Source organism: Streptomyces toxytricini (assembly GCF_014649915.1).
Lineage (GTDB): Bacteria > Actinomycetota > Actinomycetes > Streptomycetales > Streptomycetaceae > Streptomyces > Streptomyces toxytricini.
This window is the reverse complement of sequence record NZ_BMTY01000019.1, coordinates 43,595-65,966: the sequence shown is the minus strand read 5'-3', so window position 1 is coordinate 65,966 and position 22,372 is coordinate 43,595. Positions and strand designations below refer to the sequence as shown.

Below are 22,372 nucleotides of genomic sequence, written 5' to 3'. Positions count from 1 at the left end.
GAAAGTGATGCGGGTGGACGAGAAGGACATGGGCAGCGACCTGGCGTCGGTGCTCATCACCAAGGAAGAGATCGACGCGAAGCTGGCCGAGCTGGCCGCGAAGATCGACGCGGAGTACGCGGGCAAGGACCTGCTCATCGTCGGCGTCCTCAAGGGCGCGGTGATGGTGATGGCGGACCTGGCGCGCGCCTTGTCCACCCCGCTCACCATGGACTGGATGGCGGTGTCCTCGTACGGCGCCGGCACCCAGTCCTCCGGCGTGGTGCGGATCCTCAAGGACCTGGACACCGACATCAAGGACAAGCACGTCCTGATCGTCGAGGACATCATCGACTCCGGCCTGACGCTGTCCTGGCTGCTGTCGAACCTGGGCTCCCGCCAGCCGGCGTCCCTGGAGGTCGTCACCCTGCTGCGCAAGCCCGACGCCGCGAAGGTCGCCATCGACGTGAAGTGGGTCGGCTTCGACATCCCGAACGAGTTCGTCGTCGGCTACGGCCTCGACTACGCCGAGAAGTACCGCAACCTGCCGTTCGTCGGCACCCTCGCCCCGCACGTCTACGGCGGCTGACGCACCTCCTGCGCGGGGGCTCCGACCGGGGTCCCCGCCGGGGAACCCCCGGCCGCCCCCGGCCGTTGAAGCAGGGGAAAGCAGTTCTGTCAGCCGTCCCACCGGGCCGCGGGTGACAATACAGGGGTACATTCCGAAGAACAGTCTTTACTCACAGCAGCATTTACCTACGGGCAGGAGGGACGGGGCGCCCGGCGTCCCGTATGGATGGACGTGAAGCGATACTTCCGTGGGCCGGTCATGTGGATCGTGCTGGCCGTCCTCGCCGTGGTCGTGTTGATGAACGTCGTCAGCTCAGGCGGCGGCTACAAGTCGGTGGACACCAGCGAGGTCATCAAGGCGATCAACAGTGGCCAGGTGGAGCAGGCGCGCCTGACCACCGGCGACAGCCAGATGATCAAGATTGACCTGAAGAAGAACGAGAAGCTCGGCGACAAGTCCGGGTCGAAGTTCCAGGCCAACTACATCGGAGACCAGGGCGTGCAGCTCGCCCAGAGCCTCCAGACCAAGTACGAAGCAGGTCAGATCCCCGACGGCTACTCCGTCGCCCCGGACAAGACCAGCCCCTTCCTGAGCGTGCTGCTCTCGCTCCTGCCCTTCGTCCTCATCGTCGTCGTCTTCCTGTTCCTGATGAACCAGATGCAGGGCGGCGGCTCCCGGGTGATGAACTTCGGCAAGTCGAAGGCCAAGCTCATCACCAAGGACACCCCGAAGACGACCTTCGCGGACGTCGCCGGATCGGACGAGGCCGTCGAGGAGCTCCACGAGATCAAGGAGTTCCTGCAGGAGCCGGCCAAGTTCCAGGCCGTCGGGGCGAAGATCCCCAAGGGCGTCCTGCTCTACGGCCCGCCCGGCACGGGCAAGACCCTGCTGGCGCGTGCCGTCGCCGGCGAGGCGGGCGTCCCGTTCTACTCGATCTCCGGTTCCGACTTCGTCGAGATGTTCGTCGGCGTCGGCGCCTCCCGCGTGCGCGACCTGTTCGAGCAGGCGAAGGCGAACGCCCCGGCGATCGTCTTCGTCGACGAGATCGACGCCGTCGGCCGGCACCGCGGCGCGGGCCTCGGCGGCGGCCACGACGAGCGCGAGCAGACCCTGAACCAGCTGCTCGTCGAGATGGACGGCTTCGACGTCAAGGGCGGCGTCATCCTGATCGCCGCCACGAACCGCCCGGACATCCTCGACCCGGCGCTGCTGCGCCCGGGCCGCTTCGACCGGCAGATCGCCGTCGACCGGCCGGACATGCAGGGCCGCCTGGAGATCCTCAAGGTCCACCAGAAGGGCAAGCCGGTCGCCCCGGACGTCGACCTGTCGGCCGTCGCCCGGCGCACCCCCGGCTTCACCGGTGCCGATCTGTCCAACGTGCTGAACGAGGCCGCGCTGCTCACGGCCCGCTCGGACAAGAAGCTGATCGACAACCACATGCTGGACGAGGCGATCGACCGCGTCGTGGCGGGCCCGCAGAAGCGGACCCGGATCATGTCCGACAAGGAGAAGAAGATCACCGCGTACCACGAGGGCGGCCACGCCCTGGTGGCGGCGGCGTCCCCGAACTCCGACCCGGTCCACAAGATCACGATCCTGTCCCGCGGCCGGGCCCTCGGCTACACGATGGTCCTGCCGGACGAGGACAAGTACTCGACCACGCGCAACGAGATGCTCGACCAGCTGGCCTACATGCTGGGCGGCCGCGCGGCGGAGGAGCTGGTCTTCCACGACCCGACCACCGGCGCCGCGAACGACATCGAGAAGGCCACCGCCACGGCCCGCGCGATGGTCACCCAGTACGGCATGACCGAGCGGCTCGGCGCGATCAAGTTCGGCGGCGACAACACCGAGCCGTTCCTGGGCCGCGAGATGGCGCACCAGCGCGACTACTCGGAAGAGGTCGCGGCGCTGGTCGACGAAGAGGTCAAGAAGCTCATCGAGACCGCGCACAACGAGGCCTGGGAGATCCTGGTCGAGAACCGGGACGTCCTCGACAACCTGGTCCTGGCCCTTCTGGAGAAGGAGACCCTGGGCAAGGAGGAGATCGCCGAGATCTTCTCCACGGTGGTCAAGCGCCCGGCCCGCCCGGCCTGGACCGGCTCGGCGCACCGCACCCCGTCGACCCGCCCGCCGGTGCTCTCCCCGAAGGAGCTCCAGCTGACGAACGCGGCGAACGGCACCTCGGCCGCCGTCTCGGTCGAGAAGGACCCCGTCACGGAAGACCGCGCCGAGTAGGCGCAGGCCGGGGCGGGTCCCGGAATGGATGCCGCGCCCCCCGGGTTCTAGCCTGGGGGGCGCGGCATTTTCGTATGCCCGTGTGATCGAAGACAGGAACGAGGCACAGATGACCGACCCAGTGACCCTGGACGGCGAGGGCACGATCGGCGTGTTCGACGAGAAGCGGGCCGAAGCGGCCGTCCGCGAGCTGCTCCTGGCGGTCGGCGAGGACCCGGACCGGGAAGGCCTCCTGGAGACGCCGGCGCGCGTGGCCCGGGCCTACCGCGAGATCCTCGCGGGCCTGTGGCAGAAGCCCGAGGACGTCCTGACGACCACCTTCGACCTCGGGCACGACGAGATGGTCCTGGTGAAGGACATCGAGATCGTCTCCCTCTGCGAGCACCACCTGCTGCCCTTCCACGGCGTCGCCCACGTCGGGTACATCCCGGCGGAGAGCGGGAAGATCACCGGGCTGTCCAAGCTGGCCCGCCTCGTCGAGGTCTACGCCCGGCGCCCGCAGGTGCAGGAGCGGCTGACGACGCAGATCGCGGACTCGCTGATGGAGATCCTGGAGGCGCGCGGCGCGATCGTCGTCGTGGAGGCCGAGCACATGTGCATGTCGGTCCGCGGCATCCGCAAGCCGGGCGCGAAGACGACGACCTCGGCGGTCCGCGGCCAGCTCCGCGACCCCGCCACCCGCAGCGAGGCCATGAGCCTGATAGTGGCCCGCTGACGCCGCCGCCCGCCCCGTCGGCGGTCAGGCCCGCGAGGGCGCCTGCGGCGGGGCGGTGTCGTCGTCCTCGGGGAGCTTCAGGACGCGCTCCAGGAACAGGGCGGCCGCGATGACCGCGATGCCCGCGAGCACCGAGAACGCCGCGTACCAGGCCTGGTCGCGGCGGGCGGGCACCTCCAGGCCGTCGGCCAGGAGGAAGACGCCCACGCCGCCGTACATGCCCGCGACGAGCGCCGCGACCAGCGCGCTGGCCTGGCCGAAGACCAGCGCCCGGGCGGCCATCAGCGGCTCGACGCCCTTCGCGTCGGGGCGGCGCTCCCGCTGCGCCTTCAGCCGGGAGCGCAGCGACAGCGCCGTGGCGAGCAGCACGACGGCGATCACCCCGAGCACGACGGGCGCCGCCAGGGGGACGCCAGGCAGGCTGCCGTAGGCGTTCCACAGCCGGGCGCCCGCCCAGGACAGCACCCCGGCCACGGCGAAGATGCCCGCCAGGACGGCCGGCTTCAGTTGCTTCACGTGCCCGCTCCCCGCTTTCCGCGCCGGTTCCCCGGCAGTCTGGCAGTGACCAGGCTAACGACTACTCGGGGAGGCGGAGTTCCAGGTCGGGGCGCGGCGTGACGCCGCCGCGGCCGATCCCGTCCAGCAGGTCGGCGACGGGCCCGCGGCCGGGGATCCGCGCCTCGGGGTCGACGTCGTGCCAGGGGGCCAGGACGAAGGCCCGCTCGTGGGCGCGCGGGTGCGGGAGGGTGAGGACGGGGTCGTCGGAGACGACGTCCGCGTACGCGACGATGTCGACGTCGATGGTGCGGGGGCCCCAGCGCTCCTCGCGGACGCGGTCGAAGGCCTCCTCGATGGCGTGGCCGCGCTCCAGCAGGGAGGACGGCGGCAGGGTCGTCTTCACCAGCGCCACCGCGTTCAGGTACGAGGGCTGCGAACCGGGCTCGACGCCCCACGGCTCGGTCTCGTAGACGGGCGAGACGGCCTTGACCCGGATGCCGGGGGTGTCGCCGAGGGCGTCGACGGCGCCCTGGAGAGTGTCCATCCGGTTGCCCAGGTTGGAGCCGAGGGCGATGACGGCCCACTTCGGGTTGGACAGGGTGACGTCGGCGGCGTCGACGGCTTCGACGACGGACGCCGGCACCGGCTGGACGGTCGGGTCGCTCTGGGCGTTCAGTCCGTTGTTCACGCGCGGCTCCGGGTGATCGTGATGGTCACGTCGTCGAAGGGGACGGTGATCGGCGCGTCCGGCTTGTGGACGACGACCTCCACCTGGGCGACGGCCTCGTGCTTCAGGCACTGCTGGGCGATGCGCTCCGCCAGGGTCTCGATGAGGTCGACGGGCTCGCCCTCGACCACGGCGACGACCTCCTCGGCGACGACGCCGTAGTGGACCGTCTTCGCCAGGTCGTCGTCCTCCGCGGCCGGGCGGGTGTCGATGTGCAGCACGAGGTCGACGATGAAGGTCTGGCCTTCCTCGCGCTCCCGGGGGAAGACGCCGTGGTGCCCGCGGGCCTTGAGGCCGCGCAGCGCGACACGATCCACGCGAATCACTCCTGCTTCGTAGTGCTTGCGGTCCGGGACTCCCCGGATCCATGGGCCTGCGCCGAGTGCGGTCGGCGTCGTCCGCCTTCGAATCTACCTGCGAACGGGCCCCCGGCCTGCCGTTGGGGTCAGCCGGGGGCCTCTTCGTCGTCCTCGTCGGTGTCCGCCAGGACCGGGGATCCGTGGTGGGACCACAGGCGCCAGCCCTCGGATGTGCGTCTGAACACATTCGTGGCGACGACGAGCTGGCCGACGAGCGGGCCGAGCTCCCCGCCGTCCTCGGCGGGGCCCCCGCTGAGGATGTTCTCGGTGCACGTGACCAGGGCCGTGTCGCCGAGGACGGCGACCTTGGTGTCGGTGAGGAAGAACTGGATGTAGTCGGTGTGCGACATGATCAGCGCGTACGAGCGCAGCACCTCGCCGCGGCCGGACAGCACGGGCCACCCGGGGTGCACGCAGGAGACCTCGTCCTCCAGCCAGAGCGCCGACATGGAGTCGAAGTCCCCCTGCTCCATGGCCTCGTAGAAAGCCGTGTTGACCTCTTCGACCGCTTCGATGTCGGTTCTGCTCACCTTGCCCCTTTCCAGGTGGTTCGGGCCTCGGGTGCGGGACCGGTCACCAAGCCCCTTCCACGGCGCGGGCCACCCGAACCGCGTCGGCCGTGGCCCGTACCTCGTGGACCCGTACGGCCCAGGCCCCCCGGTGGGCGGCGATGGCGGAGACGGCCGCGGTGGCGGCGTCGCGCTCGCGGGCAGGCGGCGGCGCGGCGTCGGCGGCGCCGGCCAGGACCCGGCCGAGGAATCGTTTGCGCGAGGCGGCGACGAGCAGCGGGAAGCCGAGGGCCCGCAGCTCGGGCAGGTGGGCGACGAGGGCCAGGTCGTGCTCGGCGTTCTTCGCGAAGCCGAGCCCGGGGTCGACGACGAGCCGCTCGGGGGCGATGCCCCCGGCGACGACGGCGTCGATGCGGTCGCGGAGCTCGGCGGTGACCTCGGCGAGGACGTCCCCGTAGACGGCGAGGCTGTTCATGTCCTTGCTGAACCCGCGCCAGTGCATCACGACGAAGGGCACCTCGGCGGCGGCCACGGCGGGCACCATTCCCGGGTCGGCGAGGCCGCCGCTGACGTCGTTGACGAGGCGGGCACCCGCCGCGACGGCCTGTGCGGCGACGGTGGCGCGCATGGTGTCGACGGAGACGGTGACGCCTTCGGAGGCGAGGCCGCGGACCACGGGGACGACGCGGCGCAGCTCCTCCTCCTCGTCGACGCGGGTGGCGCCGGGGCGGGTGGACTCGCCGCCGACGTCGACGAGGTCGGCGCCGTGGGCGACGAGGTCGAGGCCCCGCTTGACGGCGGCGGTGGTGTCGAAGAAGCGGCCCCCGTCGGAGAAGCTGTCCGGGGTGACGTTGACGACGCCCATGACCCCGCAGCGGTCCCATTCCGGCAGGCCTGCGACCCGGCCCCTGCCGACGGCCCCGTGCGTGTTGTTCATGGTCCCAGGGTAGGGCTGCCCCGCTCCGGGCACGGCCCGGGCGGCGGTCGGCCCCGGGAGCCGGGGGTGCGCGGCCCCGGGAAGCACGGAGCCCGGCCCCCGGGCAACCGGGGACCGGGCGGTGCGTACGGCTGCTGCGGGGCGGCGGGGGCTCAGGCCGCCTGGACCTCGCGCTCCGGGGCCTTGGCGGGGGCGGCGGGCTGCAGGTGGGCGTGGGCGCAGTCGCGGACCGGCTTCGGGCGGCGGCGGGCGGCGAAGAGCCGCGGCAGGGCCAGCGTCACGAAGCCCTCGGCCTGCATGGCGGCGAAGCCGATGCGGGGCAGGTCGCCGGTGCTGCGGAAGACGACGAAGCGGGGCTCCCAGCGGGGGCGGAACTTCGCGTTGAACTTGTACAGCGACTCGATCTGGAACCAGCGGGAGAGGAACACCAGCAGGTTGCGCCACATCCGCAGGACCGGACCGGCGCCTATCTTCTCGCCGCGGGCCAGGGCGGAGCGGAACATCGCGAAGTTCAGCGAGACCCGCTCGATGCCGAGGGAGGGGGCGGCTTCCAGGGAGGCGACGATCAGCAGCTCGTTCATGCCGGGGTCGGCGGCGCGGTCGCGGCGCATCAGCTCCAGCGACATGCCGTCCTTGCCCCACGGCACGAAGTGCTGGATGGCCTTGAGGTCGCCGAAGGGGCTGGTGTCGCCCTCCTCGGTGCGGTGGGCCGTGGCGATGATGCAGTCGCCGTCCTCCGGGTCGCCGACCCGGCCCAGGGCCATGGAGAAGCCGCGCTCGGTGTCGGTGCCGCGCCAGGCCTCGGCGGCGCCGCGGACCTGCTCCAGCTCCTCCTCGGTGAGGTCGGCGACGCGGCGGACCTTGGTGGTGTAGCCGTTGCGCTCGATGCGCTTCACCATCTGGCGGACGTTGCGCATGGCGCGGCCGGTGAGGGAGAAGTCTTTGACGTCGACGATGGCCTCGTCGCCGAGCTCCAGGGCGTCCAGGCCGGTCTCGCGGGTCCAGACCTCGCCGCCCGTCTCGCTGCAGCCCATGACGGCCGGTGTCCAGGAGTGGGCCTTGGCCTCCTCCATGAACCGCTCGATGGCGCCGGGCCAGGCCTCGACGTCGCCGATCGGGTCGCCGGAGGCGAGCATCACGCCGGAGACGACGCGGTAGGTGACGGCGGCCTTGCCGCTGGGGGAGAAGACGACGGCCTTGTCGCGGCGCAGCGCGAAGTGGCCGAGGGAGTCGCGGCCGCCGTGGCGGGCGAGCAGTTCGCGCAGCTTGGCCTCGTCGTCGGCGGTGAGGCGGGCGGCCGGGTGCTCGGGGCGCAGGGCCAGGTAGATGGTGGTGAGCGCGGTCAGCATGCCGAGGGCGCCGAGGGAGTAGCCGACGGTCCAGGACACCCGTCCGGCGTAATCCACGGGTCCTTCGAAGCCGAACAGGCCATATACCACGTGGGTGATCTGCTCGTAGATCCCCGGACGGCCGATGACGCGGCCGGGGTGGGAGTTGACGATGACGAGGCCGAGGCCGATGGAGCCGGCGCTCATCAGCACGAAGTTGGCCAGCGCCTTCCAGCGGCTGCGCGGGTCGGGCAGCGCCTTGAACTCGCGGTGGTGGCGCAGCAGGAGCGCCAGCAGCAGCGCGGCGATGACGACGCCGGCGATCGAGTGCCGGTACGTGAACTGGGCCACGGCGCCCGCGGGCAGCAGGACGACGGCGGCGCGCCAGGCGCGCCGCTTGCGCCGCTTCAGGCCGTGCGCGAGCAGGAGGAGCAGCACGCCCGCGCTGATGGACAGGGCGGCGGCGAAGGGGCCCAGCGAACCGGGCAGCACCTCGGTGACCGCGTGGATCCGGCTGTGCCTGAACCGCGGGAAGACACCCGCGGCGATGTCGAGGAGGCCGACGATCGTGACGGCCGTACCCACCAGCCCGGGGACCGACTCAGGTCGTGGTCCGCGGAGGATTCGGCGCACCCCGCTCGGAACCTGTCCCGACTTATCGCCATCTATCCTGCTAGACATCGCTTCCCGTTGCTCCGCGAGAGATCATGTGGCCGAAGGCCGCGACGACAGCCTCCGGAGTGTGGTGCGTCCACTAGGACGACGCCGGGGTCGAGCGGGTTCACTCTTTCGCCGAGAAAATCCAGTCCTGCCATCAGAAAGTCGACTGACTGCTCATGGGTCTCACCAGTAACACGGTTCTGGCGCTGGCCGTCGCCGTCGGTGTGCTGCTCTTCGCGGCCACCGTGTACCTCTGGCCCCGGCTCTCGGGCCGCACCTGGCGTGCGATGCTCGGCCGGATCGGCCTCCTGCTGGCCACCCAGCTCGCGATCTTCGCGGCGGTGGGCCTCGCGGCGAACCAGTCGTTCTCCTTCTACGGCTCCTGGGCGGACCTCCTCGGCAAGGAGACCTCCGTCGGCAAGGTCGTCGACCACTCCATGAGCAGCAAGGACATCAAGGTCGTCGACAAGCAGAAGCTCGAGGTCCCGGGCGGCGCCCAGCCCCAGGTGGGCGGCCAGATCCTCAAGGTGTCCATAACCGGGGAGAAGTCGAAGATAACGAGCCCCGGATACGTGTGGCTGCCGCCGGAGTACTTCCAGCCGCAGCACAAGGAGGCCAACTTCCCGGCCTCCATCGTGCTGACGGGCTACCCGGGCACCGCCGAGAACCTGATCAAAGGGCTGAACTACCCGATGACGGCCTTCAAGCAGGCCAAGGCGGGCAAGATGAAGCCGATGATCCTGGTCATGCTGCGCCCGACCGTCGCGCCGCCCCGGGACACCGAGTGCGTCGACATCCCCGGCGGCCCGCAGACCGAGACCTTCTTCGCGCAGGACCTGCCCCAGGCGATCCAGAACACCTTCCGGGTCGGCAAGAAGCCCGAGAACATGGGCTTCATCGGCAACTCCACGGGCGGCTACTGCGCCCTGAAGATCGCCGCGCACTACCCGCAGACCTTCGGTGCCGCGGCCGGCCTGTCCGCTTACTACGAGGCCCCGAACGACGCCACCACGGGCAACCTGTTCCAGGGCGACGAGAACCTGAAGAAGCGCGCCGACATCCTCCACAGCATGGAGCGCAAGCAGCCGTCGGGCACGTCGTTCCTCGTGACCAGCAGCGAGCAGGGCGAGCCCAACCTGGAGGACACCCGCAAGTTCATCAAGCTGGTGAAGGGCCCGGACCGGGTCTCCTCGATCATCCTCGACAGCGGCGGCCACAACTTCAACACCTGGCGCCGCGAGATCCCGCCCATGCTGGTGTGGATGAGCAACCGCATCCAGGCCTGACCGCCGCCCCGGGAGCACCGGGGCGGCGCCTTCACACCCGGACGAGACCGGCCCCCGCGGCCGGTCTTCCGCGTTTCCGGGGCCGGACGCCGCGTCAGGAGCCGCCGTCCTGCGCGGCCTCCGCGGCCTCCGCGCGCCGCAGCGCCCGGTGCACGCCCTGCGGGGTCAGGACGCCGGCGAGCCGCCCCGACTCCGGGTCCGCGACGCCGATCCGCCCCGCGTCCTGCTGGAGCAGCGCGGCGAGCGCCTCGCGCAGCGAGGACCCCAGCGGCACGGCGGCCTCCGGGGCCGTCCCGTCGGCCGGCTCCAGGTCGGCCGCCCGGACGGGGGTGACGGCGAGCCGCTTCAGGCCGCGGTCCGCGCCGACGAAGGAGGCCACGTACCCGTTGGCGGGCGCGCCCAGCACGGCGGCCGGGCGGTCGAACTGCTCGATGGTGCCCGCCCGCCCGTACACGGCGATGCGGTCGCCGAGCCGGACCGCCTCCTCCAGGTCGTGCGTGACCAGCAGGATCGTCTTGCGCACCGTCTTCTGCAGGGCCAGGAATTCGTTCTGCAGGCGCTCGCGGACCACCGGGTCCACCGCGCCGAACGGCTCGTCCATCAGCAGCACCGGCGGGTCCGCCGCGAGTGCGCGGGCCACCCCGACGCGCTGGCGCTGCCCGCCGGACAGCTGCGCGGGGTAGCGGCCCCCGTACACGGACGGGTCCAGGCCGACGAGTTCGAGGAGTTCGGCGGCCCGGGCGCGGGCGGCGGCCTTCGGGGTGCCGACGAGCTGCGGGACGGTCGCCGTGTTCTCCAGCACCGTCTTGTGCGGGAAGAGCCCGACCTGCTGGATGACGTAGCCGATGCGGCGGCGCAGCTGCACCGGGTCGGCGGCGGCGATGTCCTCGCCGCCGAGCAGGATCCGGCCGGAGGTGGGCTCGACCAGCCGGTTCACCATCTTCATGGTGGTGGTCTTGCCGCAGCCCGACGGGCCCACCAGGGTGACCAGTTCGCCCTCGGCCACCTCGAAGGAGAGGTCGTCGACGGCCGTCGTCCCATCGGCGTAGCGCTTGGTCACGTGCTCGAATCTGATCACCCCGCCATCCTCGCGCACCCGCGGCGCGGACGTGTGACGGGAGATGACGGGAGTGTTGCCCTTGTGCGAATGGTTCCGGCCACCCGGGGAAGCGGGGGATAGGGTCGCGGAGGACGTCCGGTTCCGGACGGGCGTACGAGCGTCGGCACGGTGAGGGGGCGGGGGCGATGGCCGGGCAGGGCTGCCTGGTGGCGAACGACTGGCTGTGCTGGGAGTACGTCGCCTCCCGCTCCGAGGAGCTCACCGACGCCGCCGTCCAGCACGTGTGGATCACCGCGGCCTCCGTCCTCATCGGCCTCGCCGTGGCCGTGCCGCTCGCCCTGCTCGCCCGCCGGGGCCGGCGCTGGGCCGCGCCCGTCCTCGGCCTCACCACCCTGCTCTACACGATCCCCTCGCTGGCCATGTTCTCGCTGCTGCTGCCGCTGTTCGGGCTGTCGGCCGCCCTCGTCGTCACCGGCCTCGTGCTGTACTCGCTGACGATCCTGGTCCGCAACACCCTCGCCGGGCTGGAGGCCGTCCCCGACGAGGTCCGGGAGGCCGCCCGCGGCATGGGGTACGGGCCTGCCCGGCTGCTGTGGCAGGTCGAACTGCCGCTCGCGGTGCCCGCGCTGCTCGCCGGGGTGCGGATCGCGACCGTCTCCACCGTCGCCCTGACCACCGTCGGCTCCATCGTCGGCAAGGGCGGCCTCGGCAACCTCATCGCCCCGGCCGTCAGCAGCAACTTCAAGGCCCAGGTGCTCACCGCCTCCCTGCTGTGCGTCCTGCTGGCCCTCGCCGCGGACCTGCTGCTGCTCGGCGTGCAGCGGCTGCTCACCCCGTGGGCGCGCGCGGCGGGCGCCGGCGACGGGCGGCGGCGGCGACTTCGCAACGGGGAGGTCTGAGCGTGGGCGTACCGGGCAGGGTCTTCGACTGGCTGGCCGACGGTGCCAACTGGTACGGCGAGAACGGCGTGTGGCACCGCCTCGGCGAGCACGCCCTGGTCAGCGGAACGGCACTCGTGCTGGCCTGCGCCCTCGCGCTCCCCGTCGGCCTGTGGCTCGGCCACACCGGCCGCGGCGGCGCCCTGGCCGTGAACCTCTCCAACATCGGGCGCGCCGTGCCGGTGTTCGCGGTGCTCGCGCTGTTCATGGTCTCGCCGCTGCGCAGCGCGGGCCACGTCCCGACCGTCGCCGCGCTCGTCCTCTTCGCCGTCCCGCCCCTGCTGACCAACGCCTACGTCGGCGTGCGCGGGGTGGACCGGTCCGTGGTCGAGGCCGCCCGCGGCATGGGCATGTCCGCGGGCCAGCTGCTCCTGCGCGTCGAACTGCCGCTGGCGCGGCCGCTGGTGATGACGGGGGTGCGGTCGGCCGCCGTCCAGGTCGTCGCGACGGCCACCATCGCCGCGATGGTCGGCCAGGGCGGCCTCGGCCGGATCATCACGGCCGGGTTCAACACCTACAACACCGCCCAGGTCGTGGCGGGCGCCCTCCTCGTGGCGGGCCTCGCTCTGCTGGTCGAGGGCGTCCTCGTCGCCGTCGACCGGCTGTTCCCGCGCCCGGCGGCGCGCTGACGCGGCCTTCCCGCCCGTACCCCAACCCCTGGAGGAGCACCCATGAGCAAGCCCGTCCGCACTTTCGGCGCCGCCTTCGGGGCGCTCGCCCTGGCCGCCTCGCTCACCGCCTGCGGCGGGGACAGCCTGGAAAAGAGCAGGGACGGCGCGGCGGCCTCCGGCGGGGCGGTCGGCGGGAAGGGCACCCTCGTGGTCGGGGCCGCCGGGTTCACCGAGTCGAACGTGCTCGCCGAGCTGTACGCGCAGGTGCTGCGCCACGCCGGCTACAGCACCTCGGTCACCACGGTCAACAACCGGGAGCTGTACGAGCCTTCGCTGGAGAAGGGCGAGATCGACGTCGTGCCCGAGTACGCCGCCACCCTCGCCGAGTTCCTCAACGCCAAGGTCAACGGGCCGAACGCGCCGCAGGAGAAGCCCGTCGCGTCCAGCGACGCCGCGGCGACCGTCGCCGCCCTGGAGAAGCTGGCGGGCCCCCTCGGCCTGAAGGTCCTCCCGGCGGGCGGTGCGGTCGACCAGAACGCCTTCGCCGTGTCGAAGGAATACGCGGCGAAGAACAACCTGAAGACGCTCTCCGACCTCGGCAAGTCCGGCCTGCCGGTGCGGATCGCCGCCGGCGACGAGTGCTCCGTACGGCCCTTCTGCGCGCCGGGGCTGAAGACGGCGTACGGGATCACGGTCTCCGGCATCGACCCGAAGGGCGTCGGCACCCCGCAGGCCAAGCAGGCCGTCAAGGACGGCGCGGCGCAGCTGGTGCTCACCACGACCACGGACGCCACGCTCGACAGCTACGGCCTGGTCCTGCTGGAGGACGACCGGAAGCTCCAGAACGCCGACAACGTCCTGCCCGTGGTCAATGCCCGGGACGCGGGCGCGCCGGAGGTCGCGGCGGCCCTCGACGGCCTGACCAGGACGCTCACGACCGCCGACCTCGCCGACCTCAACCGCCGGGTGGACGCCCTGCGGGAGAAGCCCGCGGACGTCGCCAGGGCCTACCTGAAGGCCAAGGGCCTGGCCGGCTGACGGGTGCGCGGGCGCGGCGGGCAACGGGCGGGGAACAGATTGCCCGCCGACACCCCCACAGGACCCCCACGCCCTGTAAATTTCTGGCCATGCCCCGTGGACGCCACCGCAACCCCGAACCCCTGCACCGGCTGCTCACCCCGACGGCCGTCGCCGGTGTGTCCCTCGCCGGCGCGGCCGCGGCCTGGCTCGTCGACCAGCTCGTGGTGCTGCGGCTGCTCGCGGCCCTCGCGGCGGCCGCGGGCATCGCGGGAGCCGTCCTCATGCGCAGCTGGGACCGCGCCGCGGGCCGGCGCGTCGCCGAGCTGGCGCGCGAGCGCGTCAAGGACGAGTGGCGGACCGAGGAGCGCATCGCCGAGCTGGAGGCCGCCCTCGAAGAGGCCCGGGTCCTGCGCGGCAAGCTCGACGCCAAACTGCGGGCCAAGCGGGTCGAACTCGCGGGCCTGCGCGGTGAGCACGCGGCGCTCCTGCGCCGCTACGCCACCGCCGAGACCGAGCGGGCCAGCGCACTGGAGGGCCGCCGCCTCCTGGCCATCGAGGCCACCGCGGCCCCGGCCGACGCCCCCAAGGAGCTCCCGGCGGTCACCGAGGAGCGCACGTCGAGCGGGGCGCCCACCTCCGTCGGGTACGCCCGCGCCCACGCGGCCCTCGCCGCCCTGGCCCGCAAGGCCGAGGAGCGCGCCGCCGGTCCGGCCGCCATCGAGGCCGGGCCCGCCCCGCAGGCGACGCCCGCGGAGGGCGCGTCCCTGCCGGCGCGCCGCCCCGCCGCGCCCGTGGCCCCGTACCAGGCCGCTCGCCGGCCGGCGCCCCGCACGATGGGCGGCTTCGACTTCTTCGGCACGAAGAACGCCGACCGGGCGCGCGCGGCGATCGAGTCGGTCCAGGACGAGGACCTCGCGGACGTGGTCGGCGCCGAGGCCCTCGAAGCGCACAAGGCGGAGTCCGAGGCCGACCGGGCGGCCGCGGCACCGCAGGCCCGCCCGGACGCCGGTGAACAGGCCGCCGGCGAACGGGCCGACGCGGGCCGGGGCGAGGCCGGCCGCGCCGAGACGGCGCAGGACGAGGCCGGCCAGGTCATCGACCTGACCGAGCACGACGAGACCGAGCCGATCGACGTCGTCCGCCTGCGCAGCGCCATCTCCTGAGCCGCCCCTCCCGGACCCGGCCGGCGACCGGCGGGCCCGGGAAGGGACGGCCCGGCCGCCGCGACCCCCGTACGCGGCGGATCCTGCGCTCCGGTCAGGGCCGGGCCAGGACGATCGAGGCGGCGAGCAGCTGCAGGCCCACCTGGGCGCCGCGGGCCGCCGAACGGAACCGGAACGGTGCGGCCACCGCCGCCGCGAAGGCGGCCGCCGCGGCGCCGCAGACCCACAGGAAGGCCTCCCACGGGAACGGCGGGCAGCCGCCGTACACCAGGCACCGGCCGCCCGAGTCCGTGGCCAGCGCCACGAGCTTCGTGGCGCACAGCAGGGGGAGGAACATCACGAAGGCGATGACCGCGCCCCGCCGGATCCGGGTGGCGCGGGCCGCCTGCGCGGTGGGGGAGGTCTGCCGGTACCAGGTCATGCGGCCATGCTGTCCGGCGCGGCGGGCCTCCGGCATCCGTCCGCCTACTCAGCCACCGGGGCCCGGCCTACTCAGAAGAGCGGCAGCTGGCCCGGGAGTTCCGGCAGGACGAAGCCGTCCAGTGTCGGTGCGGACGCGCCGAGCACCACCCGGGCCCGGGAGCCGGGGCAGGACACGAGGGTGCCCCGGTCCCGCCCGGCCGGCGGGTCGTGCCGGGCGATCCGGCCGGCGGTCACGGCGCAGTCGCGCCCGCAGGAGGGGCAGGCGCGTCGGGGTGAGTGGGACATGCCCCCAGTCTGCCCTGGGCCACCGACAGTCCGCCCGGGGCCGGCTACGAGCCGCCGGCCTCCGCCCGGGAGGCGAGCCACGCCTCGTGCGCCCGGTCGACCCGCTCCCACAGCGCCGCCCGGTCCTGCGCGGTCAGCGCGCCGAGGTCCCGGCCGAACACCCCGCCGACCACCGACCAGAACTCGCCCGGCGTTCCCAGCACCCGCTCGGTGTTCCCCTTGACCGGGTCGATGCGGTGCAGGACCCGCCCGCGCAGGGCGTCGACGCCGTCCGCGTCGCGCCGCAGCATCGCGAAGGTGCGGACGAAGCCGGAGTCCTCCGCGGTGGAAAGCCGCGCGTGGACGGCCTCGAAGTCGGCCGTCGCGGCCGGCGCCGACAGGAAGTTCACCACCGGGCACGGAGCGGCCTCGTTCGTGTAGCGCCAGCCGGGCGCGTCCCCGCCGAGCGGCTCCAGCCCGTACGCGAACGCCCCCTGCCGGTGGGTGCCGGCCCGCAGCGGCAGCGGCTCGTGGGGCCCGTCGCCGAGCCCGGCGTCGACGAAGAACTCCCCGCCGTCCACGCGGACGGTCAGCGCCAGGTGGTCGCCGCTGACGTCGCGCCGCTCGCGGTCCGCGGCCCCGAGCACGCCCCCGAGGTGCCGCGTCACGTCGAAGCCGAGCTCCTCCAGCAGCATTGCGAACGCGCCGTTCAGGTGGAAGCAGTAGCCGCCGTGCCCGGCGGCGAAGCGGCGCGCGGACAGCGCCGGGTCGATGCCGGGCGGCCGGCCCAGCTGGATGTCGATGTTCTCGTACGGGACGCGCTCCAGGTGGGCGCGCTGCAGCGCGAAGAGGGTCTCGGCGGTCGGGCGGGGCGGCCGGGCGAAGCCGAGCCGCCGCAGGTACCCGCCGATGTCCTCCGCGGGCGCGCCGCCGCTGTCGCCGGCGGGGCCGGTGCATATGCCTGAGGTCATCCCCGCACCCTAACGGGCCGCGGGCGCCCGCTACTTGTCGATATCGCCGACGACGAAGAACAGCGAGCCGAGGATCGCCACCATGTCGGCGACGAGGGTGCCGGGCAGCAGCACCGACAGCGCCTGGATGTTGTTGTAGGAGGCCGAGCGCAGCTTCAGCCGGTACGGGGTCTTCTCGCCCTTGGAGACGAGGTAGTAGCCGTTGATGCCGAGGGGGTTCTCGGTCCAGGCGTACGTGGCGCCCTCGGGGGCCTTCAGCACCTTCGGCAGCCGCTGGTTGATCGGGCCGGGAGGCAGCTCGGCCATCCGGTCCAGGCAGGCGTCCGCCAGGTCGAGCGCGTTGTGGGTCTGGTCGAGGAGGCACTCGAAGCGGGCCAGGCAGTCGCCCTCGGTCCGGGTGACCACCTCCAGGACGTCCTGGAGCTCGCCGTACGCCAGGTACGGCTCGTCGCGGCGCAGGTCGAAGTCGACGCCGGAGGCGCGGGCGATCGGGCCGGAGACGCCGTACGCGTGGACCGCCTCGGCCGACAGGACGCCGACGCCGCGGGTGCGGCCGCGGAAGATCTCGTTGCCGTGCACCAGCTTGTCGTAGACGTCCATGCGGCTGCGGACGTCGGCGACGGCGGCGCGGGTGCGGGCGGCCCACCCGGCGGGGAGGTCCTCCTTGAGGCCGCCGACCCGGTTGAACATGTAGTGCATGCGGCCGCCGGAGACCTCCTCCATGACGGCCTGGAGCTCCTCGCGCTCCCGGAACGCGTGGAAGATCGGCGTGATGCCGCCCAGCTCCAGGGGGTAGGAGCCGAGGAACATCAGGTGGTTCAGGACCCGGTTCAGCTCGGCGAGCAGGGTCCGCGTCCAGACGGCCCGCTCGGGGACCTCCATGCCGAGCATCCGCTCGACCGCCATGACCACGCCGAGTTCGTTGGAGAACGCCGACAGCCAGTCGTGGCGGTTGGCGAGCATGACGATCTGCCGGTAGTCGCGGGCCTCGAAGAGCTTCTCCGCGCCGCGGTGCATGTACCCGACGACGGGGTCGGCGCTGACGATCCGCTCGCCGTCCAGGACCAGGCGCAGCCGCAGCACGCCGTGCGTGGAGGGGTGCTGCGGCCCGATGTTGAGCACCATGTCGGTGCTCTCCGCCGCGCCGCCGATGCCGACCGTGGTCTCCGTCATGCGGGCATTGTCTCAGCCATAGGCTGGAGTCATGGAAACGGGGACGAAGGACGAGGCGGGCCGGCCCGAGTGGGTGCGGCTGCCCGGGGGGCTGCTCGGCCTGAGGCGGCTGCTGCTGGTGGTGTGGACGGTGCCTCTGGCCGTCGTGAGCGCCGTGGCGTCCGCGCTGCTCGCAGGGCCGGCGTGGGCGGTGTGCGGGGTGTTCTGGCTCGCGGTCCTGGCCTGGGGCTGGTGGCTGCTGGAGCGGAACTGGCGTTCCTGGCGGTACGCCGAGCGCGCCGACGACCTGCTGATCGGCCGCGGAGTGCTGTGGCGGGAGGAGACCGTGGTCCCGTACGGGCGGATGCAGCTCGTCGAGGTGGCCTCGGGACCGCTGGAGCGCCGCTTCGGGCTGGCCTCCCTCCAGCTGCACACGGCGGCCGCGGCGACGGACGCGAAGATCCCCGGGCTGGCGCCGGCCGAGGCCGAGCGGCTGCGGGACCGGCTCACCGAGCTGGGCGAGGCCAGGTCGGCGGGGCTGTGACCGACGGACCCGGCCCCTCCGGCCTTCCCGCCCCCGCCCCCGCCCCCGCACCCACCCCCGGCCCGGCCGCCGCCGTGCCCGCGGCGCCCCCGGTCGGCGGCGAGGGCGCCGAGCGGCGGCTGCACGTGCTGACGCCGCTGCGCCGCGCCTGGGTGCCGATCGCCGCCACCTTCGGCATCGCCGCCCAGCAGGGCGACCGCGTGGCGGAGTGGGCCGGCGGCCTCTCCCCGGTGGTGCGGGCCGCCGTGCTGGCCGCGTTCGTCGCGTTCTTCGCCGCGTACGGCTTCCTGAGCTGGTGGTTCACCCGGTACGCGGTCACCGCCACCGAGCTGCGCATCCGCAGCGGGCTGCTGTTCCGGCGCACCGCCCACATCCGGCTCGACCGCATCCAGGCCGTGGACGTCACCCGCCCGCTGCTGGCCCGCGTCGCGGGTGTGGCCAAGCTGCGGCTCGACGTCATCGGCACGGAGGCCAAGGACGAGCTGGCCTTCCTCGACGAGCGGACGGCCGTCGCGCTGCGCGCCGAGCTGCTGGCCCGCGCGGCCGGCTTCGCTCCCGAGCAGGCCGCCGGGGTGGGGGAGGCCCCGCAGCGGGAGCTGCTGCGGGTGCGGCCCCGGGACCTGGCGGTGGCGCTCGCGCTGACGCTGTCCGCCTGGGCGGCCGTGCCCGCTGCGGCGGCCGCCGCGTGGCTCGTGTCGTGGTACGCCGACGGCCCGTGGGCGTTCGCCGCGCTCCTGCCCGTCCTGGCGGCGGCCTGGGCGGGTACGTTCGGCCGCTTCCTGGAGGAGTACGACTGGCGGGTCGCCGAGTCCCCGGACGGGCTCCGCCTGGACCACGGCATGCTGGACCGCGCCCACGAGACCGTCCCGCCTGGGCGGGTGCAGTCCGTGCGGATCGTGGAGCCGCTGCTGTGGCGGCGGCGCGGCTGGGTCCGCGTCGAGCTGTCCGTCGCCGGGTCGAAGAACGGGGTGCTCGTCCCCGTGGCCACGCGGGCCGCAGCCCGTGAGCTGATCGCCCGGATCCTGCCCGGCGCCGACCCGGAGGCCCTGGAGTTCGCGCCCGCGCCGCGCGGCTCGGCGCGCTGGGTGGTGCCGGTGTGGTGGAAGGGGTACGCGCTGGCGGTCTCGCCGGAGGTCTTCGCGGCGCGCCGCGGCCGGCTGTGCCGGCGTACGGACATCGTCCCGCACGCCAAGGTGCAGAGCGTCCGCCTGACGCAGGGGCCCTGGGAGCGGGCCCGCGGCGTGGCCGACGTCCACGTCGACCACGGGGCCTCCGGCACCGTCACCGCCCGCCTGCGCGCCGCCGACGAGGCCGCGGAGCTGCTCGCCGCCCAGGCGGACCGCTCCCGGACCTCCCGGGCGGATGCCCGCCCGGACCGCTGGATGACCTCGGGCTGAGGCCGGGCCGGGGGCTACGCCGCGCCGCCCCCGGCCCGGACCAGCCCGGATTCGTATGCGAGGACGACGACCTGCACGCGGTCGCGCAGGTTCAGCTTGGTCAGGATCCGGCCCACGTGCGTCTTGACCGTCGCCTCCGACAGCACCAGCCGGGCCGCGATCTCGCCGTTCGACAGGCCCTGCGCCACCAGCAGCATGACCTCCCGCTCCCGCTCGGTCAGCCGCTCGATCTCCTTGTTCTGCGGCTCCTGCGCGCTGCTCGGCAGCATCGGGGCGAACCGGTCCAGGAGCCTGCGGGTCGTCGACGGCGCCACCACGGCGTCACCGCTGTGCACCGAGCGGATCGCGGCCAGCAGCTCCGCCGGGGGCACGTCCTTCAGCATGAAGCCGCTCGCGCCGGCCTTCAGCCCGGAGAAGGCGTACTCGTCCAGGTCGAAGGTGGTCAGGATGATGACCTTCGGGTGTTCGGGGGCCCCGCAGATGCGCCGCGTCGCCTCCACCCCGTCCAGGCGGGGCATGCGCACGTCCATCAGCACCACGTCCACCTTGGTGGAGCGCAGCACCTCCAGCGCCTCCAGGCCGTCGCCCGCCTCGGCGACGACCTCCATGTCGGGCTGGGCGGCGAGCACCATCCGGAAGCCCGTGCGCAGCAGCACCTGGTCGTCGACCAGCATCACTCGGATGGACATCAGTTACCTCGACCTCGTCCTCGTCAACTCTTCTTGAGCGGAAGCAGCGCGCTGATCCGGAAGCCGCCGCCGGGACGCGGACCCGCGTCCAGGGTTCCGCCGACCATACCGACCCGCTCGCGCATGCCGATCAGCCCGTGCCCGGCGCCGTCGGCGCCGCCGTCCTCGTACATCTCGTGGGCCGCGCCGCGGCCGTCGTCCTCGACGAGCAGGCCGAGGCCGTCGTCGAAGTAGACCAGGCGGACGCTCGCGCTCGCCTCCGGGCCGCCGTGCTTGCGCGTGTTCGTCAGCGCCTCCTGCACGATCCGGTACGCGGTGAGCTCGACGCCCGTGGGGAGCTTGCGCGGCGCGCCCTCCACCTCGAAGTCGACGTCGAGGCCGGCCGCGCGGACCTGCTCGACGAGGACCTCGATCTGCTCCACGTCCGGCTGGGGAACGTAGTCCTCGGACTCCTGCGGCTCGCCGGTGCGCAGCACGCCCAGCAGGCGGCGCATCTCGGCGAGCGCTTGGCGCCCGGTGCCGGAGATCGTCTGGAGGGCCTCCTTGGCCTGCTCCGGGGCGACGTCCATGACGTACGCCGCCCCGTCGGCCTGGACCACCATCACCGAGACGTTGTGCGCGACGACGTCGTGCAGCTCGCGGGCGATCCGGGCGCGTTCCGCCGCCACCGCGACCTTCGCCTGGGCCTCGCGCTCCTTCTCCAGCCGCTGGTTCCGCTCGACGAGCTCGGCGTAGTAGGCGCGGCGGGTGCGCAGCGAGTCGCCGAGCACCCAGGCGAGCGCGAAGGGGACCATGGCGAACAGCGTGAACAGGACGTTCGCCGTGCTGTCGCCCTTGTCGACGGGGAAGCGCAGCGAGTACAGGGGGGCCGCGGCCAGTCCCGTGCCGAAGGCGGCCCGGGACAGGGCCCGCGGGACGGCGGCCGAGGCGGCCACCGTGTAGAGGACGACGAGCATGCCGAAGTCGGCGGTGTGGATGGGGACGCCGGCCAGCAGCTGGTAGGCGCCGGCGCCGACGGCCACCGCGAACACCGACCGGGTCCACCGGCGGCGCAGGGCGACGGCCGCGCCCATGGCGACGACCGAGGGGACCGCGAGGAGTTTGGCGGCGGTGCCGGAGCCCGAGCCGGCGACCTCGAGCAGCGCGATCCCGCACAGGAGGACGGCCCAGAAGGCGTCGACCCCCGTGGGGTGTCTGCGGAAGAAGTCGTAGAGGCGCTGCACGTAATCAGGGTAGGAAGACGGGATAGGTGCTGGAGTCAACCACAGGGGCGATCCGTCCTCCGGACGTGTACTCCGCAAGGTGGAGGTCGAGCTTAGCCTGTGGGGGATGAGCACTGAGGGCGGACGCCGCGGCCCGGTCGGCTGGCGCGCGGCGATGGAGGCGGCGCTGTACGGGCCGGGCGGTTTCTACGTGCGCCCGGGCGGGCCGGGCCCCGCCGGGCACTTCCGGACCTCCGTCCACGCCTCCCCGCTCTTCGCCCGGGCCGTGGCCCGGCTGCTGTGCCGGGTCGACGGGCAGCTCGGCCGGCCGGACCGGCTGGACCTGGTCGACGTCGGCGCCGGGCGCGGGGAGCTGCTGGCCGGGGTGCTGGCGGCGCTGCCGGAGGAGACGGCCGCGCGGGTGCGCCCGTGCGCGGTGGAGAAGGCGGAGCGGCCGGCCGGGCTGGACCCGCGGATCACCTGGGCGGCCGAGCCGCCGCGGGGCGCGGTGGGGCTGCTCTTCGCCAACGAGTGGCTGGACAACGTCCCGCTGGACGTGGCCGAGGACGGGCGGTACGTGCTGGTGGGCCCGGACGGGGCGGAGACCCCGGGCGGGCCGGTGGGAGGCGCCGACCGTGAGTGGCTCGCGCGCTGGTGGCCGGGCGGCGGCCGGGCCGAAATCGGCCGGCCGCGGGACGAGGCGTGGGCGGCGGCCGTCGCCACGCTGGAGCGGGGCCTGGCGGTGGCCGTCGACTACGCCCACACCCGTGCGGGCCGGCCCCCGCACGGCACGCTGACCGGTTTCCGGGACGGCCGGCAGGTCCCGCCCGTGCCGGACGGCGGCTGCGACGTCACCGCCCACGTCGCCCTCGACTCCTGCGCCGGGCCGGGCGCGGTGCTGCTGACCCAGCGGGAGGCGCTGGCCGCGCTCGGCGTCTCGGGGGCCCGGCCGCCGCTGGCCCTGGCCTCGACCGACCCGGCCGCGTACGTACGGGCGCTCGCGGCGGCCGGGGAGGCGGCCGAGCTCACGGCGCGCGGCGGCCTCGGCGACTTCGGGTGGCTGGTCCAGCCGGTCGGCGTGGAGGCCTGGCCGCAGGACTGAGCGGCCTTTCCTCGGACGCGCGGCGGGGC

Annotated in this window: 24 protein-coding genes; 11 read left to right on the top strand and 13 right to left on the bottom strand. The window is 73.4% G+C overall.

Annotated features, from left to right (window positions below; translation table 11 throughout):
• Positions 1-7: 7 nt before the first annotated feature.
• The 3 genes from hpt (at position 8) to folE (ending at position 3,503) form a co-directional block, all read left to right on the top strand.
• Positions 8-568, top strand: coding sequence for a hypoxanthine phosphoribosyltransferase (hpt, locus tag IE170_RS23285; RefSeq protein ID WP_114053543.1), 561 nt, complete (start codon positions 8-10; stop codon positions 566-568).
• Positions 569-775: 207 nt separating this feature from the next.
• Positions 776-2,788 carry an ATP-dependent zinc metalloprotease FtsH gene (gene ftsH, locus IE170_RS23280; RefSeq protein WP_189811399.1) on the top strand — a complete coding sequence of 671 codons (2,013 nt, stop codon included), beginning with the start codon at positions 776-778 and terminating at the stop codon, positions 2,786-2,788.
• A 109-nt stretch (positions 2,789-2,897) separates the two neighbouring features.
• Positions 2,898-3,503: a GTP cyclohydrolase I FolE gene (gene folE, locus IE170_RS23275; RefSeq protein ID WP_189811398.1), complete on the top strand. Its 606-nt coding sequence runs from the start codon at positions 2,898-2,900 to the stop codon at positions 3,501-3,503.
• 24 nt (positions 3,504-3,527) lie between these two features.
• Here the strand turns inward: folE and IE170_RS23270 are convergent, their stop codons facing one another.
• From IE170_RS23270 to IE170_RS23245, 6 genes are all read right to left on the bottom strand, one after another.
• A complete protein-coding gene (locus tag IE170_RS23270) occupies positions 3,528-4,019 on the bottom strand; it encodes a DUF3180 domain-containing protein (RefSeq protein WP_114053546.1) in 492 nt (163 codons plus the stop codon).
• A gap of 61 nt (positions 4,020-4,080) precedes the next feature.
• Positions 4,081-4,689 (bottom strand): 2-amino-4-hydroxy-6-hydroxymethyldihydropteridine diphosphokinase, encoded by a 609-nt coding sequence (folK, locus tag IE170_RS23265; protein ID WP_229885095.1) that lies wholly within the window; start codon positions 4,687-4,689, stop codon positions 4,081-4,083.
• Positions 4,686-5,045 (bottom strand): dihydroneopterin aldolase, encoded by a 360-nt coding sequence (gene folB / locus IE170_RS23260; protein ID WP_229885094.1) that lies wholly within the window; start codon positions 5,043-5,045, stop codon positions 4,686-4,688. The genes folK and folB overlap by 4 nt, the downstream gene beginning before the upstream one ends.
• A gap of 128 nt (positions 5,046-5,173) precedes the next feature.
• Complete coding sequence (locus IE170_RS23255; RefSeq protein ID WP_189811395.1) at positions 5,174-5,617, bottom strand: nuclear transport factor 2 family protein; 444 nt, start codon at positions 5,615-5,617, stop codon at positions 5,174-5,176.
• Positions 5,618-5,660: 43 nt separating this feature from the next.
• A complete protein-coding gene (gene folP, locus IE170_RS23250; RefSeq protein ID WP_189811394.1) occupies positions 5,661-6,533 on the bottom strand; it encodes a dihydropteroate synthase in 873 nt (290 codons plus the stop codon).
• Positions 6,534-6,685: 152 nt separating this feature from the next.
• The gene (locus IE170_RS23245; RefSeq protein ID WP_189811393.1) at positions 6,686-8,542 is read right to left on the bottom strand and encodes a phosphatidylglycerol lysyltransferase domain-containing protein; all 1,857 of its coding nucleotides are present in this window, start codon (positions 8,540-8,542) and stop codon (positions 6,686-6,688) included.
• Positions 8,543-8,697: 155 nt separating this feature from the next.
• Between IE170_RS23245 and IE170_RS23240 the strand changes: the two genes are divergently transcribed.
• Complete coding sequence (locus tag IE170_RS23240; protein WP_189811392.1) at positions 8,698-9,807, top strand: alpha/beta hydrolase; 1,110 nt, start codon at positions 8,698-8,700, stop codon at positions 9,805-9,807.
• Positions 9,808-9,901: 94 nt separating this feature from the next.
• On the opposite strand, the gene IE170_RS23235 is transcribed toward IE170_RS23240, so the two are convergent.
• Positions 9,902-10,885, bottom strand: a complete 984-nt coding sequence (locus IE170_RS23235) for an ABC transporter ATP-binding protein (protein ID WP_189811391.1) — start codon at positions 10,883-10,885, stop codon at positions 9,902-9,904.
• Between the two features lie 167 nt (positions 10,886-11,052).
• On the opposite strand from IE170_RS23235, the gene IE170_RS23230 reads away from it, so the two are divergent.
• The 4 genes from IE170_RS23230 (at position 11,053) to IE170_RS23215 (ending at position 14,599) form a co-directional block, all read left to right on the top strand.
• Positions 11,053-11,766, top strand: a complete 714-nt coding sequence (locus IE170_RS23230; protein ID WP_189811390.1) for an ABC transporter permease — start codon at positions 11,053-11,055, stop codon at positions 11,764-11,766.
• Positions 11,767-11,768: 2 nt separating this feature from the next.
• The gene (locus IE170_RS23225) at positions 11,769-12,434 is read left to right on the top strand and encodes an ABC transporter permease (protein WP_189811389.1); all 666 of its coding nucleotides are present in this window, start codon (positions 11,769-11,771) and stop codon (positions 12,432-12,434) included.
• Between the two features lie 42 nt (positions 12,435-12,476).
• Positions 12,477-13,454: an ABC transporter substrate-binding protein gene (locus tag IE170_RS23220; RefSeq protein ID WP_189811388.1), complete on the top strand. Its 978-nt coding sequence runs from the start codon at positions 12,477-12,479 to the stop codon at positions 13,452-13,454.
• 89 nt (positions 13,455-13,543) lie between these two features.
• On the top strand, positions 13,544-14,599 hold the full coding sequence (locus tag IE170_RS23215; protein WP_189811387.1) for a hypothetical protein: 1,056 nt from the start codon (positions 13,544-13,546) through the stop codon (positions 14,597-14,599).
• Between the two features lie 94 nt (positions 14,600-14,693).
• Here IE170_RS23215 and IE170_RS23210 read toward each other — a convergent pair whose 3' ends face one another.
• The 4 genes from IE170_RS23210 to IE170_RS23195 form a co-directional block, all read right to left on the bottom strand.
• The gene (locus tag IE170_RS23210; RefSeq protein ID WP_189811386.1) at positions 14,694-15,020 is read right to left on the bottom strand and encodes a hypothetical protein; all 327 of its coding nucleotides are present in this window, start codon (positions 15,018-15,020) and stop codon (positions 14,694-14,696) included.
• Positions 15,021-15,091: 71 nt separating this feature from the next.
• Positions 15,092-15,307 carry a hypothetical protein gene (locus IE170_RS23205; protein WP_125541766.1) on the bottom strand — a complete coding sequence of 72 codons (216 nt, stop codon included), beginning with the start codon at positions 15,305-15,307 and terminating at the stop codon, positions 15,092-15,094.
• Between the two features lie 44 nt (positions 15,308-15,351).
• Complete coding sequence (locus tag IE170_RS23200; protein ID WP_189811385.1) at positions 15,352-16,257, bottom strand: arylamine N-acetyltransferase family protein; 906 nt, start codon at positions 16,255-16,257, stop codon at positions 15,352-15,354.
• A gap of 30 nt (positions 16,258-16,287) precedes the next feature.
• Positions 16,288-17,430: an NADH-quinone oxidoreductase subunit D gene (locus IE170_RS23195; protein WP_189811384.1), complete on the bottom strand. Its 1,143-nt coding sequence runs from the start codon at positions 17,428-17,430 to the stop codon at positions 16,288-16,290.
• A 31-nt stretch (positions 17,431-17,461) separates the two neighbouring features.
• Between IE170_RS23195 and IE170_RS23190 the strand changes: the two genes are divergently transcribed.
• Positions 17,462-17,953, top strand: a complete 492-nt coding sequence (locus IE170_RS23190; RefSeq protein WP_189811383.1) for a PH domain-containing protein — start codon at positions 17,462-17,464, stop codon at positions 17,951-17,953.
• The gene (locus IE170_RS23185) at positions 17,950-19,350 is read left to right on the top strand and encodes a PH domain-containing protein (RefSeq protein ID WP_189811382.1); all 1,401 of its coding nucleotides are present in this window, start codon (positions 17,950-17,952) and stop codon (positions 19,348-19,350) included. The genes IE170_RS23190 and IE170_RS23185 overlap by 4 nt, the downstream gene beginning before the upstream one ends.
• Positions 19,351-19,364: 14 nt before the next feature.
• On the opposite strand, the gene IE170_RS23180 is transcribed toward IE170_RS23185, so the two are convergent.
• Positions 19,365-20,039 (bottom strand): response regulator, encoded by a 675-nt coding sequence (locus IE170_RS23180; protein ID WP_189811381.1) that lies wholly within the window; start codon positions 20,037-20,039, stop codon positions 19,365-19,367.
• A 23-nt stretch (positions 20,040-20,062) separates the two neighbouring features.
• Positions 20,063-21,262: a sensor histidine kinase gene (locus tag IE170_RS23175; protein WP_189811380.1), complete on the bottom strand. Its 1,200-nt coding sequence runs from the start codon at positions 21,260-21,262 to the stop codon at positions 20,063-20,065.
• A 106-nt stretch (positions 21,263-21,368) separates the two neighbouring features.
• Between IE170_RS23175 and IE170_RS23170 the strand changes: the two genes are divergently transcribed.
• Positions 21,369-22,343, top strand: coding sequence for an SAM-dependent methyltransferase (locus IE170_RS23170; protein WP_189811379.1), 975 nt, complete (start codon positions 21,369-21,371; stop codon positions 22,341-22,343).
• Positions 22,344-22,372 lie beyond the last annotated feature (29 nt).